The 12,753-nt window shown below is 60.9% G+C and carries 14 protein-coding genes; 7 read left to right on the plus strand and 7 right to left on the minus strand.

All coding sequences use genetic code 11. The features are described from left to right. Positions 1-13 precede the first annotated feature (13 nt). From prfB to dapA, 6 genes are all read left to right on the plus strand, one after another. Positions 14-1,118, plus strand: a protein-coding gene (gene prfB, locus DSAT_RS14580; RefSeq protein WP_174375664.1) for a peptide chain release factor 2 whose coding sequence is annotated in 2 segments (ribosomal slippage) — positions 14-88 and positions 90-1,118 — 1,104 coding nt in all. Because the reading frame shifts where the segments join, the coding sequence is not laid out codon by codon here. Next, positions 1,111-1,962: a GGDEF domain-containing protein gene (locus DSAT_RS14585; RefSeq protein WP_040371430.1), complete on the plus strand. Its 852-nt coding sequence runs from the start codon at positions 1,111-1,113 to the stop codon at positions 1,960-1,962. The genes prfB and DSAT_RS14585 overlap by 8 nt, the downstream gene beginning before the upstream one ends. Then, positions 1,959-2,798 (plus strand): MinD/ParA family protein, encoded by an 840-nt coding sequence (locus DSAT_RS14590; protein ID WP_020888305.1) that lies wholly within the window; start codon positions 1,959-1,961, stop codon positions 2,796-2,798. Before DSAT_RS14585 ends, DSAT_RS14590 begins: the two co-directional genes overlap by 4 nt. Before the next feature lie 117 nt (positions 2,799-2,915). Then, entirely contained in the window at positions 2,916-3,191 is a 276-nt protein-coding gene (locus DSAT_RS14595; protein ID WP_020888306.1) for an HU family DNA-binding protein, read from the plus strand. 1 nt (position 3,192) lies between these two features. Then, complete coding sequence (locus DSAT_RS15010) at positions 3,193-4,050, plus strand: UshA-like (seleno)protein family 2 (RefSeq protein ID WP_420705115.1); 858 nt, start codon at positions 3,193-3,195, stop codon at positions 4,048-4,050. Positions 4,051-4,077: 27 nt separating this feature from the next. After that, positions 4,078-4,956 carry a 4-hydroxy-tetrahydrodipicolinate synthase gene (dapA, locus tag DSAT_RS14605; protein ID WP_020888308.1) on the plus strand — a complete coding sequence of 293 codons (879 nt, stop codon included), beginning with the start codon at positions 4,078-4,080 and terminating at the stop codon, positions 4,954-4,956. Positions 4,957-5,034: 78 nt separating this feature from the next. Here the strand turns inward: dapA and DSAT_RS14610 are convergent, their stop codons facing one another. The 7 genes from DSAT_RS14610 to DSAT_RS14640 form a co-directional block, all read right to left on the minus strand. Then, positions 5,035-6,396 (minus strand): glycerate kinase type-2 family protein, encoded by a 1,362-nt coding sequence (locus tag DSAT_RS14610; protein ID WP_020888309.1) that lies wholly within the window; start codon positions 6,394-6,396, stop codon positions 5,035-5,037. Positions 6,397-6,449: 53 nt separating this feature from the next. After that, complete coding sequence (locus DSAT_RS14615; RefSeq protein WP_020888310.1) at positions 6,450-7,424, minus strand: 2-hydroxyacid dehydrogenase; 975 nt, start codon at positions 7,422-7,424, stop codon at positions 6,450-6,452. 157 nt (positions 7,425-7,581) lie between these two features. Next, positions 7,582-8,508, minus strand: coding sequence for a manganese-dependent inorganic pyrophosphatase (locus tag DSAT_RS14620; protein WP_020888311.1), 927 nt, complete (start codon positions 8,506-8,508; stop codon positions 7,582-7,584). Between the two features lie 106 nt (positions 8,509-8,614). Next, positions 8,615-9,814 carry an aminopeptidase gene (locus DSAT_RS14625; RefSeq protein ID WP_020888312.1) on the minus strand — a complete coding sequence of 400 codons (1,200 nt, stop codon included), beginning with the start codon at positions 9,812-9,814 and terminating at the stop codon, positions 8,615-8,617. 9 nt (positions 9,815-9,823) lie between these two features. Next, positions 9,824-11,020: a DNA polymerase IV gene (gene dinB / locus DSAT_RS14630; protein WP_020888313.1), complete on the minus strand. Its 1,197-nt coding sequence runs from the start codon at positions 11,018-11,020 to the stop codon at positions 9,824-9,826. A 166-nt stretch (positions 11,021-11,186) separates the two neighbouring features. Next, complete coding sequence (locus DSAT_RS14635; RefSeq protein ID WP_020888314.1) at positions 11,187-11,588, minus strand: hypothetical protein; 402 nt, start codon at positions 11,586-11,588, stop codon at positions 11,187-11,189. 104 nt (positions 11,589-11,692) lie between these two features. Next, complete coding sequence (locus tag DSAT_RS14640) at positions 11,693-12,247, minus strand: hypothetical protein (RefSeq protein ID WP_020888315.1); 555 nt, start codon at positions 12,245-12,247, stop codon at positions 11,693-11,695. Positions 12,248-12,413: 166 nt separating this feature from the next. On the opposite strand from DSAT_RS14640, the gene DSAT_RS14645 reads away from it, so the two are divergent. Continuing rightward, positions 12,414-12,659, plus strand: coding sequence for a Nif11-like leader peptide family natural product precursor (locus tag DSAT_RS14645; protein ID WP_020888316.1), 246 nt, complete (start codon positions 12,414-12,416; stop codon positions 12,657-12,659). Positions 12,660-12,753: the final 94 nt, after the last annotated feature.

Genomic DNA, 12,753 nt, shown 5'->3' on the forward strand with positions numbered 1-12,753 from the left:
GATTGCCCAGACCATGCTGCAATACGCCGACCTCAAGACCGAAAGCCTTCCGCTGATGGACAAGTACGACTCCTTGTGGAGGCGTCTTTGACCCCGCGGCCATTTCCGAACGCCTGACCGAAATCGAGCACGAGCTGACCAAACCCGGCGCATGGGACAGGCCTGAGGCACTACGCCCCATACTCAAGGAGAAAAGTCGCCTGGAAGACAAGGCGGCGAGACTTTCGGCACTGCGCAAGAGGCGCGACGACGTCGAGGAATGGCTCGTCCTGGCTCAGGATGAACAAAGCCAGGATGTCCTGACCGCGTTGCGCGAACAGATCGACGCCCTGGAGCGCCTCATCGAGGAAATGGAGTTGGCCGAGTTGCTCTCACAGCCCGAGGACAAAAGCGCAGCCATCCTCGAAATCCACCCTGGCGCAGGCGGGACCGAGGCCCAGGACTGGGCCGAGATGCTCCTGCGCATGTATCGCCGCTGGGCCGAACGCATGGACTTCAAGGTTTCCTTCCTCGACTTCCTGGAAGGCGACGAGGCGGGCGTAAAGAGCGTCACCCTGCAGATCGAGGGATCTTACGCCTACGGCTTTCTCAAGGGAGAAGCTGGAATCCACCGCCTGATTCGCATCTCCCCCTTCGATGCCTCGGGACGACGCCATACGTCGTTCGCATCGGTGGACGTCTACCCGGACGTCGAGGACGATATCGAGATCGATCTTCGCGAGGAGGATGTGCGCGTGGACACCTATCGTGCCAGTGGCGCGGGCGGGCAGCACGTCAACAAGACGAGCTCGGCGGTCAGGCTCACCCATCTGCCTACGGGCATCGTGGCTCAGTGCCAGACCGAAAAGTCGCAGATCCGCAACAAAGAGACCGCCTACAAAATTCTTCGGGCCCGACTGTACGAGGTCGAGGTCAAGAAGCGTCAGGCCGAGCGTCAAGCCCAGTACGAGACCAAGGAGGCCATCGGCTTCGGCAGCCAGATACGCACGTACACGCTTCAGCCCTACCGGCTGGTCAAGGACCACCGAACCGGCACGGAAATCGGCAACGTGGAGGCCGTTTTGGACGGCGAAATCGACCACCTCATTCGAAGCTACCTTCTGCATGTTCATGGCTGACGGTACCAAGATCGACAACGGCCTCGAACTGGCCCGCGAACTTGAACGGCTACGGACCATCCTGAGCGAGACCGGAGGCGTGTGCGAATCGCGCTCATCGGAAGAGGTGCTGGCCATCCTGCGCGTTTGCCCAGGGTTGCCCATCTCGGATTGGCACAGTCTTTCCGAGAACCACAATCTGGCGGACTGGTTGGCTATGCCGATCAGCGGAGATCTCTTTCCCGAACTACAGCGGCTCCAGGAGAGACTGGCGAGGCTGGCGCACCTCTCGGAACACGACCCCCTCACGGGTCTTGCCAACCGCCGGGCCTTCGAACGGGTCCTGGACATCGAGGTGGAACGGTGCCGCCGCAATCGCACGCCCGTTTCCCTGGTAGTCCTCGATCTCGACGACTTCAAACGCGTCAACGACACGTATGGACATCCCTTCGGAGACAAGGTGCTGGTTGCCGTGGCCAACGTCCTGCTCGAGGAAAAACGGCGCTACGACTTGGCCGCCCGCACCGGCGGCGAGGAGTTCTCCCTTGTCCTCACCGGCATTGGCCTCATCAGGGCACAAACCATGGTGGATAGAGTGCTCAAGGCTGTCCGAGAACTGCAACTCGACTGCGACGGAGAACCCATCCGTCTGACCTGCTCGGCCGGAATCGCCTCCTACAAGGGACGCGTAGCCCTGACTCCGGTCGAACTGGTGGAATTGGCCGACAAGGCGCTCTACGAGGCCAAGCATTCGGGTAAGAACAGACACGTGAGCGCGGCCATACCCGACATGGCGGCTCCGCTACCGGAAAAGAGCCTCGTCCATTCCAACGAAAAGAAATTCCTGTTCACGGGGATAAAATGAAAGGCGCATTCGACAACGTCGCCAAAACCCTGTCCGTGGCCGTAATGAGCGGCAAGGGCGGAGTGGGAAAGACAAACCTCTCGTTGTCCATGGGACAGGCGCTGCACAAAAGCGGTAGCTCCGTGCTACTCATGGACTGCGACCTCGGCTTGGCCAACATGGACATCCTGCTCGGGCTCTCGCCCGAAAAAAATCTTCAGGACCTCTTGCGGCCCGACGTGACCCCGAAAGATGTTGTGGTGCCCATCGAGAGCCACGGGCTTGACTTTCTGCCTGCAGCCTCGGGGGTTCCCGAACTCGTGGAAATGGACGAGGACATGCAGGCCGTGCTGTTCGGCAAGCTAGTGGAACTCGTGGGAGGCTATGAGTTTCTCATTCTCGACCTCGGCGCGGGCATCAATAAGACGGTGCTCTCCTTCGCGGCCATGACCCAGATGCGCGTCGTCATCGTCACGCCGGAGCCCACTTCCCTCACCGACTCGTATGCACTCATGAAGGTGCTCAAACAGCAGCACGGCATCGACGACTTTCTGGTCGTTGTCAATCAGGCGAGTCACAGCGAGGCCAAACAGACCTTTGAGCGTCTCTTTGGAGCCTGCCAGAAATTTCTGGGCATCACCATCAGGATGCTCGGCGCGGTGCGCCACGACAAGAGCGTCGTCGAGGCTGTGCGCCATCAGACGCCACTCATGAAATTCGCGCCCGCCTCGAACGCGGCCAAGGACATCGCGGCCGTGGCCGCCAAATTCGAGCGTTTCCGCCAGGACAACCTGGAACTCATCGCGGCCACTCCGCCGCTCAAGGGTTTTCCCGATCTCCACGACCGGGGGGCTTGACGAACCGCGTGTCTTTTGGGCACTCTCGGCCACGCCGGGAGATAGGAACAGACTGGATTTCCTACCGTTCGGGAACGTTTCCCGGATGGCACGCCAACATAATTCCGAGGTATGCGAATGAACAAGAGCGAACTCATCAAGAAGCTCGCTGAAAAGAAAGAGTTGCACGTGGACGAGGCGGCGGTCATCGTCAATGCCTTCGTCGATTCAATCAAGGATTCGCTGGTTCGTGGCGACCGCGTCGAAATCCGCGGTTTCGGCAGCTTCAAAGTCAAAGATTACCAGGGCTACACCGGCCGCAATCCCAAGACCGGCGACCTGGTCGAAGTTCATCCCAAAAGGCTTCCCTTTTTCCGTCCCGGAAAGGAGTTGAAGGAATACCTCAACAAATAGCATGGGACGGTTTCTTTTCGTCTTCGCGGCCTTCGTCTTATTTGTGTCCGCGCCGCCCGCCAAGGCGGGCAGCGAACCGGTCCTGACGATTTTGTATACCGGCAGGAGCCACGGCGAATACCTGCCCTGCCCCACCTGAGGCAAAACGACGCTTGGCGGGTTGGCCCGGAGGGCCACCCTCTTCGCCCGGATTCGGGCAGATCGTGGGATTGGGTTGCTCCTCTTGGCCAGCGCCGGAGAGTTCCGGGACGAAAACGGCGTCATGCCCAAGCCCGGACTTCTGCAACGAATGGCTCGGGTCTATGGCCAACTCGGTTACGATGCTGGCCTGCTCTTTGAAGCCGAAAAGTCGGCCCTGGAAGCGGTCCAGGCCGCCGTGCCGCTTGGTTTCATCGCGCCCCGCGCCCCGGACACAGCACTCGCGCGCGTGGGGGACAGAACCGTGGGGCTGATCTTTTTGCCCGACACGTACGGAAAGACGCCGCCTTCGGCCCTCATGACCCAAGTCGTGGAGACTGCAGCCTCCTTGTCCGGCAAGGTCGACCTCGTCATTGGGCTTTCTTCCTGGGGCATCGATGCCGAGCAATTGCTTATCGGTCGCGCCGATGGCGCATTTCATATCCTTATCGGCGGCGGCTCCGGCCGGGGCTTGGTCGGCATGCCCATGGCCTTCGGCAAAACGCTGTGGGTCCGACCCTATTCCGACGGAAAGGGCGTGGGGCGTATCGACGCGTTTTCCTGGCCTGAGCCCGGCAAAGCCGACGTGTGGATCAATTCGAGTCTGCGCTTCGACGTCCTGCCCTTGCGGGACGATCTGCCGGACGACCCGGCCGTTGCGGCGCTGCTGGCCGGATCATGAACGACTAAGCGCCAAAAGGAGTCCGCCATGCATTTCCAAGGGGCCTTTACCGCCCTCGTGACCCCCTTCAAGAACGGCTCCCTCGATGAAGAGGCCTATCGCGCCCACGTCGAGTGGCAGATCGAGCAAGGCATCCACGGCCTCGTTCCTTGCGGCACCACGGGCGAATCCGCCACCCTCAGCCACGCGGAGCACAAGCGGGTCATCGGCATCTGCGTGGATCAGGTCAAGGGCCGCGTCCCGGTCATTGCCGGAGCGGGCTCCAACAACACGGCCGAGGCCATCGAACTGACCCGTTTCGCCAAAGACGCCAAGGCCGACGGCGCGCTGCTCATCACTCCCTACTACAACAAGCCCACCCAGCGCGGTCTTGTGGCCCATTTCAAAGCCATCGCCGCCGAAGTGAGCATGCCCTTCATCGTCTACAACGTGCCCGGTCGCACGGGCACGAACGTTTTGCCCGCGACGCTCGCGACCATGAAGGCGAGCATCCCGGAGGTGGTGGGCGTGAAGGAAGCAACGGCCAACCTGACCCAGATTTCCGAAGTCATGGAATGCTGCGGCCCCGACTTCACCCTGCTCTCGGGCGACGACTTCACCGTTTTGCCCACCTTGGTCATCGGCGGCAAAGGCGTGATTTCCGTGGTCTCCAACGTGGCCCCGAAAATGATGTCCCAGATGTGCGACGCCTTCTTCGCGGGCGATCTGGCCAGGGCGCGCGAGTTGCACTACGCCCTTGCGCCCCTTTGCCGAGCCATGTTCCTGGAGACCAACCCCATCCCGGTGAAGACTGCTCTGGGCATGATGGGTCGGCTGACCCCCGAGCTGCGGCTGCCCCTGGTTCCCCTCGAAGAAAAGAACGACGCTTGCCTGCGCGACATCCTGAAGAAGGCCGGACTCGTCTAGATCCAATCGCCCCCCAGCAACGGAAAGTCCCGCCGGACGCACGTCCGGCGGGACTTTTTTGTACTCACCGAAACGCGTTCAGGGCACGAGCAAAACCTGGATGTCGCAGACGTTGGTGTTGGTCGGTCCGGTTTTCAGGAGTCGGCCGAGCTTGTCAAAATAATGGTAGGCATCGTTGTGGGCGAGGAAGGCGACTGGCTTCAGGCCTTTCTGTAGGCCTTCGTCCAAGATCGAAGCCGAGGCGAAGGCTCCGGTGGCGTCCGTTGGGCCGTCGCTGCCGTCCGTGGATGCGGCCAGAAACACCGCCTCGCGAGCGTCCTTGGGCGAACGATCAAGGCCCGCAAGATAGGCCAGGGCCATCTCCTGATTGCGGCCGCCCTTGCCCTGGCCTCGCAGGGTCACGGTGGTTTCGCCGCCCGCGATGACACAGGCCGGACGTTTCACGGGCATGCCGTGGGCGGCGATGTCCTTGGCCACCCCCAGGAACACGCCCGCGATCTCTCGCGCCTCGCCCGTCAGGTGCGAACTCAGGAGCAGCGTGTCGTAGCCGAGTTCACGCGCCTTGTCGCACGCCGCAAGCAGGGCCTGCTGATTGGTGCCGATGAGCACCGTGCGCACCGTGTCGAACGCCTTGTCGCCGCAGCCGGGCGCTTCCGGCAGGCAGCCCTTTGCCCCGTCGCGCAAGACGGCCTCCGCGGAGGCGGGAATCTTGCCCGACAGGCCATAACGCTCGATCACGCCGTGGGCGTCCGTGCAGGTCGTGCTGTCGGGCACGGTCAACCCACTCGCGATGGCGTCCAGATCGTCGCCGATGACGTCGGAAAGGATGAGACTCAGTACGTCCGCCCCGGCAATGGCCTGGGCGAGCCTGCCTCCCTTGATGCGTGAAAGTTTCTTGCGCACGCAATTGATTTCCTGGATGGACGCGCCCGAGGCGAGCAGCTTGAGGGTCACTGCCTGCTTGTCCTCAAGGGTCAGGGCATGCGTCTCGTCCTTGTACGGCGCGGCCAGAATGGCCGATCCGCCGCCTGAAACGAGAACGATGACCAGATCATTCGGCCGGGCCTTGCCTGCCTCCTCCAGCACGGCTTCGGCCGCGCGGACGCTCCGCTCGTCCGGCACAGGGTGGGCGGCTTCAATCAAGCGCACGTGGGCGAGGTCTTCGAGGTGCCCCTCCTTGACCGCGACGATGCCCCCAGTGATCCGCTTGCCGAGCAGCCGCTCCAGACCGAGCGCCATGCGGGCCGAGGCCTTGCCCGCGCCGAGCACGATGATGCGCTCGTACGATGACAGATCGTAGGCGAACGATTCACTCTCCGTGCGCACGCGCAGGATGTCGCCATCCAGCGAAAGTATGCGCTCCATCATGCCCAGAGGATCGACCCGGGCGAGTCCGGCCCGGAATATGGCTTCCGCGTCGCGTAGCGCGTCCTTCGTCATCGCTGTCTCCATTGTCTTGTCGTCACCGCTGAAAGCCGAGGCTGCCAAAAGCCTCAACCGAGCACTTCCGGATTGAGGATCGTCGGGGGCCGCGCGCTCGCGAGCATGGCGAGCAGGTTGCGCGCCGCAAGCTCGGCCATGCCGTCGCGCGAGGAGTTCGTGGCCGACCCGATGTGGGGCAGCAGCACGGCGTTTTTCAGTTCCGAAAGCCCTTCGGCCATGCGGGGTTCAAATTCATAGACGTCGAGCCCCGCGCCCGCGATGACCCCGTTTCGAAGCGCCCAGACGAGGTCGTCTTCCTTGATGATCGGTCCGCGCCCGGTATTCACGAGCACGGCCGTGCGCTTCATGCGGGAAAAGCTCTCGCGGTTGAAGAGGTGGCGCGTTTCAGGGGTCAGCGGGGCGTGGATGCTGATGAAGTCAGACTGGGCCAGCAACTCATCGAAGGAAACTTTCCGGGCTTTGGTCTGCGCTTCAAGTTCAGGGTTAGAGGAGCGGTTGTAATAGATCAGAGGCATGCCGAATCCCTGGGCCATACGGGCCACTGCCGCGCCGATGCGCCCTGCCCCGAGGATGCCCAACGTCTTTCCGCTGACGTCGAGCCCGATGAACTGCAAAGGCCCCCAGCCGGTCCACGTGCCGGAGCGCATCACCGCATCCGTTTCGACCACGCGGCGTGCCACCGCGAAGATGAGGGCCCAGGCGAGCTCGGCCGTGGCCAGAGTCAGAACATCCGGTGTATTGGAGACTGGAATCTTGCGACGCGTGGCTTCGGCCACGTCGATGTTGTCGTAGCCCACCGCGTAATTGGCGTATCCCTTGAGATTTTTCGCCGCGTCGAAAAACGCCGCGTCGATCTTGTCCGTGAGCAACCCGATGACCCCGTCGACTTCCGCGACCTTGGCCAGAAGCTCTTCACGCGACAATGGTCTGTCTTCCGGGTTGATCATTACGTCACACGATTTCTCAAGAAGCGCGACTCCAGCCTGCGGGATTTTACGGGTAATGAAGACCTTTTTCCGCTGCATGCGGTCCTCCTTGGCGATCGGCATATCTTGGCGACACGAACACGTATCTTTACCCGTTCGCGCCGTGCCCGGCAATCCGCACCTGCCGCTACAAACGAAAAGGCCCGCCCGGCGAACCGGACGGGCCTTTAATATCAGTCAGGCGAATCCTTGGAGCCTAGCCCTTGAAGGCCTTCTCGAAGGGAGGCACGACCTGCTTCTTGCGGGACAGCACGCCGTCCAGCCACACGCTCTTGCCTTCGATCTTCTTACCGAAGGCTTTTTCGACCACGGAAGGATCGTCGGTCAGACAGAGCATCTCGGAGCCTTCCTTCATGATGTCGGTCAGGAGCAGGAACACGGAGTGGTTACCGCCTTCCTTCTTGGCCTTCTCCATCTCGGCGTACAGACCGTCCTTGTAGGGGGTCAGGATGGACAGGTCCACGACCTCGAGTTGGCCGATGCCGACCTTCTTGCCGGACATGTCGAAATCCTTGTAGTCGCGGTTCAGCAGATCCTTCATGGGGGTGCCTTCCACCGCGGACTTGACCTTGAACATCTCCACGCCAATGGACATGTAGTCGGAAACGCCGGCGATCTTGGCCAGGGCGTCAACGGCCTTCTTGTCGGCGTCGGTGCAGGTCGGGGACTTGAACATGACCGTGTCGGAGAGGATGGCGCAGAGCATGGCGCCGGCGATGGGCTTGGGAACCTCGACCTTGAAGAAGTCGTACATGCCCTTGATCACGGTGCAGGAGCAGCCCACGGGCCAGACCCACATCTCGAGCGGGTTGGTGGTGGTCACGTCGCCCAGCTTGTGGTGATCCACGACGGCCACAATCTCGCCCTTGTCGAGGTTGGCCAGGGACTGAGACAGGTCGGTGTGATCGACCAGGATGATCTGCTGCCCGGTGGCGTCGGTGACGATCTCGGGAGCGGCCAGGCCGAACTTGTCGAGCACGAACTTGGACTCGGGGTTCACGGCGCCCTGAGCCACGGGCTTGACGTCCTTGCCATACGCCTTCTTGTAGAGATCGGCGACGGCGATGGCCGACACGATGGTGTCGGTATCCGGGTTTTTGTGACCAACAGCAATGATAGCCATGATCTCCTCCTAAAGGGACTTTAGTGTCATGTAACCAAAGGACATGTGACAATTATCACAAGTCCCTCTGGATGCCAAGCCCGCAAGCAGGGTTTTTTAAAAAAGTTCAGAGGGTGAATTGGCCGCGCTCGTAGATAACCCGCCGTTCTCCGCCGGGAAGCCGCGCGGTCACGACCTTGTCCTCCGTATTCACAAGGTCCCAGTGCATGGCCGAGATGTTGAAGCCGAGTTGTTTTTTCATGGCCTCGTCGAGGATCGCGGCGTCGCCGTCAAAGGTGTCGGAATAGGACATACCCAACGCCACGTGACAGTTGCCGTGCTCCCCTCCGTAGTTCTCGTCGAACAGGGTGTGGGCCATGAATTTGTCGATGCGTGAGAAGCGCTTGTCCGTGAGCGAAAATTCTCCCAACCGCCGCGCTCCGGCATCCATGGATATCTGCCGGAGCGCGAAACCCTCGCCCGCCTCCGCCGAGAGGCTCGTAACCTGGCCGCCCTTGAAAACGAGCCGAACGCCCTGCACGATGTTGCCGCTGCGAAAGGACGGCTGGTCGGCGTAGAACACGCCGCGCGCGCTGTTCTGATTCGGGGAGGTATAGACCTCGAAACTCGGAATGTTGTGCCCGGTGATGCCGAGCCAGCGTCGCCGCTCGCCAAGGGAGAGCTCCAGGTCCGTGTTCTCGGACTGCACGTGCAGGGAAGAGATGCAAAGCCCGTTGAGCCAGGACTTGATCTCCTGGACGTGCTCGAATATGCGACGCCATTCTTTGACCGGCTCGCTCGCCCCCAGGTGACAGGCGCTGGCGACCTGCGCGGAATATTCTTCGGGCGACAACTCGGAATGCCCAGCGAGCGCGCAGGTCGGGTACAACGCCAGAGTCCACCCGTAGCCGCCCAATTCCTCCTTGCGGTCCAAAATGTCCCGCAATGGTTTGAGCGCCAGTTGCCGCACCGTGATGTCCTCGGGATTCACATGGCACAGATGTGTCAGGGAATCAGGCGCGAGAAGGTAGATGCCCCCGGCCAGACCGCGCATGAGATGCTCCTCGCCCGGCGCAACGAACCTGAGCTGATTGAACCGACCCAGACGGTAGAGATCCGTTTCCATGGTCGGGGTCATGGTCATGCGCGGCACGGGATTGAGCCCCTCGTCGAGCAGGTGCGCATGCACCGTTTCGGCCAAGGGAAGGGCTGCCTTGTCAAAGCGCACCAACACCGCGTCGCCGTGCTTAAACGGCTCCTTGCGCGAGATGCCGAGTCCCCAAAGAAGAATTTCGGCGTATTTTTCAAGTTGTGTCTGCGTGAACACGCGCTCTCCTTATTTTCCGGTTCTCCAGAAATCGAACGTACGGCCCCGAAAAACCGCTGTACCGCCGAATTTCTCTTTAATGGCGTCGAGCGCCTTGTCCAGGCGAAGCATCTCTTCTTCTCCCGGCTCGTCCCAAAGCCCAAGCTGCCGCTCCCCGCGCGAAAAGCCCGAGACGCTCACCCCGATGAGCCGAAGCGGCATGGGAAGCGACTCTGCATCGAGAAGTTCCTCGGCCGCCCTGAAGATGTCGTCCGTGCACTGAACCGGACGGGCCAGGGTCCGGCTCCTGGTGATGGTGCGAAAGTCCTTGAACTTCATCTTCAAGGTCACTGTCCGGCCGAAATACCCTTCCTTGCGCAGATCACGGCCCACGCGCTCGGACTGACGCATCAGCCACCGCTTTAGTTCCTCACGATCATTCGTGTCGGCGCGGAAGGTGTTTTCCGCGCCCGAGGATTTGGGCGCGGCGTGGGGCCTGAGCACCGCGTTCCCCTCACCCTTGGCTCTGGCGTACAGAAACTGCGCGGCCTTTTCACCCAGGCGACCGGCCCAGAACGCCTCTGTAAAGCGCAGGATATCCGAGGTGTGACGCACGCCCAGGGAGTTCAATTCCGCTTCGAGTCGTTTACCCACGCCAGGAATGCGTCCCACCGGCAGGGTCGTCAAAAAGGCCGGAATATCCTGGGGAGGCAGAATGTAGATGCCATCCGGCTTGTTGATGTCCGAGCATATCTTTGCCAGAAACTTGTTGGGGGCAATGCCGATCGAACAGGTTAGGCCCGTCACCTCGTGAATCCGCTCCTTCATGCGCATGGCCAGGACTCGCGGGCTTTGGTGCAAGAGTCCCATGCCCGTGATATCCACATATGCCTCATCCACGGAGGTCTGCTCGACGAGTGGCGAAAAATTCGCCACTTCCCGCATCACCAGGCGAGAGATCTCTCCATAGCGCTTGTGACGTCCAGGCAGAAAGATGCCCTGTGGACAGAGCTTGCGCGCCCGGGCCACGGGCATGGCAGAATGGACGCCGAATTTCCGCGCCGCATAGGAAGCCGCGGAAACAACGCCCCTGTCCGACGCGCCGATGATCACTGGCTTGCCCTTGAGCGACGGGTTGTCCACCTCCTCCACGGACGCGAAAAAGGCGTCCATATCCAGATGAAGAATCACCGGCGCATGCTCGTGGTGCCCGCTGCGCTCTGCCATCGGGGGTCAAACTCCTAGGAAGCATCTACCCCAGACTACGCAGAAACGCCACACTCCCGACGATCAAGGGTATTCGGACGCATCCGCATATCTCAAGTGCATGCTAAAGAAAAACGCCCCGGATCAGGGGATCCGAGGCGCGCAGAGTCGTTATCACATTCCAGGGCTACTCTTGCACCTGTCCCTGAATCCCCTGTAGGATCGTCAGAGCCTCGGTCAGACGGGCGGCCTGCTCCTCGCTCACCTTGCCCCGCATGTAGCCGAGCTTGGAGGTGATCTCGAAAAGCTCGTCGGCCACGATGGACTTGCGCACCTGCTCGGGCATGTCGGCCACCGTAGTTTTCAGTGCAGCCACGTCGCCGCTCATGACCTGCACCTCGGCGGTCAGCCCCTTCAAATTCTGGTTCAGCCCGAAAAAGAACACTACCAAAAGAAGGACCGCCAAAATCGAAACGAACAGGGCCACCTTGCCCATGTCGCGGCTGGTCTTCTCCGGAGCCTCCGCAGGCTGGTTCTCGGGCTCGTGCCGGTAATCGTTGAGGGTAGATATTTTTTCGGCTGCACTCATTATACACCTCCAGTTCCCATGGCCGCCACGCGGCCCATCAAGGACAAGTAAGTCTTCGAGAAAATCCTGTTTAACGTGGGCGTTTCTTACGCTTTGATCGTCGCTTAGCCAAAGCTTCGGGCGAAGAGGACGGCGATGGCCTTGCGGCCGTTTTCTTCGAGGAAGCGAGTGCCCGTGCCCGTAAAATGACTATGGGTGATCGTCGGCTCCCCGCAGCTCTCCCAATTCTCCTTGTCCCAGAAGAACCAACCATCCTTCACTTGATCAAAAACGTACAGGGGCTTGTTGCACAGCTTGGCGAACTCCGCGCCCCAGCCCGTGCCGCCCTTGACAGTACCGTCTTCCAAAATGGATCCGACGACGTAAACTTCGTGCCCACTGGAAACTTGCCAGCAGATGGTTTGCAAAACCTTACGAAAAAGGGGCGCGCGGGAGTAGTCGCGATGCATGAGGCGAGAGACATACGTCATGCTGACGTCCTTGAGGTTCAACTCCTCTTGGGTGAGCATGCGCACGCCGCGGGTCCGGGCAAGCTGGTGCCCCTCGAAGCTGTAATTGACTTCATCGAGCCCGTACTTCTCGGCCATTTCGCCGAAAACCTGTTCCGCTCCGTTGGCGCCGCCGCTGTACAGAATGCATTCCTTGGGATTCAGACGCATCGCTCGGACTCCTTGCGGGTTTTTGTGGATTCGTGTCGGGTAGCACAGGTCCGGGCGAAGGGCAACGGAATCGCAGACAACACGACCCGCGCGATGGTTTTTTCCATGGCCCGGAAAACCTGTGCGTGGTAACATGCGCGACCATACGAGACGAAGGAGCTACCCCATGCCCATGGCCCATGTCCGCCCATTTCTCAAGCAGATTCTCACCGATAAAACTTTCCGCGACAAGCTGATCTCAACATCGAATGCGGCGGATCGCGCAGAGGTTCTCGCCAAATACGGCTACGAATTCAGCGACACGGAGTTCGAGGAAGGCTACAACGCCACGCTGGTGGGTCTTCAATTCGAAGATGACGCGAACCGCTTGAAGGAATTCAAGCTCATGTGGGACATGCTGCGCCGTTTGTAGTGCCCTTCCCCCGCTAAACCGGCCACTCGGCGGTTCTCCGATTCCCGCTTCATGCAACGCAAAAAGCCCCCGGTTTTGGACCGGGGGCTTTTGA

Origin of the sequence: Alkalidesulfovibrio alkalitolerans DSM 16529 (genome assembly GCF_000422245.1) — a bacterium.
GTDB classification, from domain to species: Bacteria; Desulfobacterota; Desulfovibrionia; order Desulfovibrionales; family Desulfovibrionaceae; genus Alkalidesulfovibrio; species Alkalidesulfovibrio alkalitolerans.

Bases quoted from the DNA above. Each gene is read 5' to 3' on its own strand.
- DSAT_RS14595 (WP_020888306.1), top strand. From the start codon at position 2,916: ATGAACAAGAGCGAACTCATCAAGAAGCTCGCTGAAAAGAAAGAGTTG.
- DSAT_RS14640 (WP_020888315.1), bottom strand. From the start codon at position 12,247: ATGCGTCTGAATCCCAAGGAATGCATTCTGTACAGCGGCGGCGCCAAC.
- dinB (WP_020888313.1), bottom strand. From the start codon at position 11,020: ATGGCAGAGCGCAGCGGGCACCACGAGCATGCGCCGGTGATTCTTCAT.
- dapA (WP_020888308.1), top strand. From the start codon at position 4,078: ATGCATTTCCAAGGGGCCTTTACCGCCCTCGTGACCCCCTTCAAGAAC.
- DSAT_RS14635 (WP_020888314.1), bottom strand. From the start codon at position 11,588: ATGAGTGCAGCCGAAAAAATATCTACCCTCAACGATTACCGGCACGAG.
- DSAT_RS14645 (WP_020888316.1), top strand. From the start codon at position 12,414: ATGCCCATGGCCCATGTCCGCCCATTTCTCAAGCAGATTCTCACCGAT.
- DSAT_RS14590 (WP_020888305.1), top strand. From the start codon at position 1,959: ATGAAAGGCGCATTCGACAACGTCGCCAAAACCCTGTCCGTGGCCGTA.
- DSAT_RS14615 (WP_020888310.1), bottom strand. From the start codon at position 7,424: ATGCAGCGGAAAAAGGTCTTCATTACCCGTAAAATCCCGCAGGCTGGA.
- DSAT_RS14585 (WP_040371430.1), top strand. From the start codon at position 1,111: ATGGCTGACGGTACCAAGATCGACAACGGCCTCGAACTGGCCCGCGAA.
- DSAT_RS14610 (WP_020888309.1), bottom strand. From the start codon at position 6,396: ATGACGAAGGACGCGCTACGCGACGCGGAAGCCATATTCCGGGCCGGA.
- DSAT_RS14620 (WP_020888311.1), bottom strand. From the start codon at position 8,508: ATGGCTATCATTGCTGTTGGTCACAAAAACCCGGATACCGACACCATC.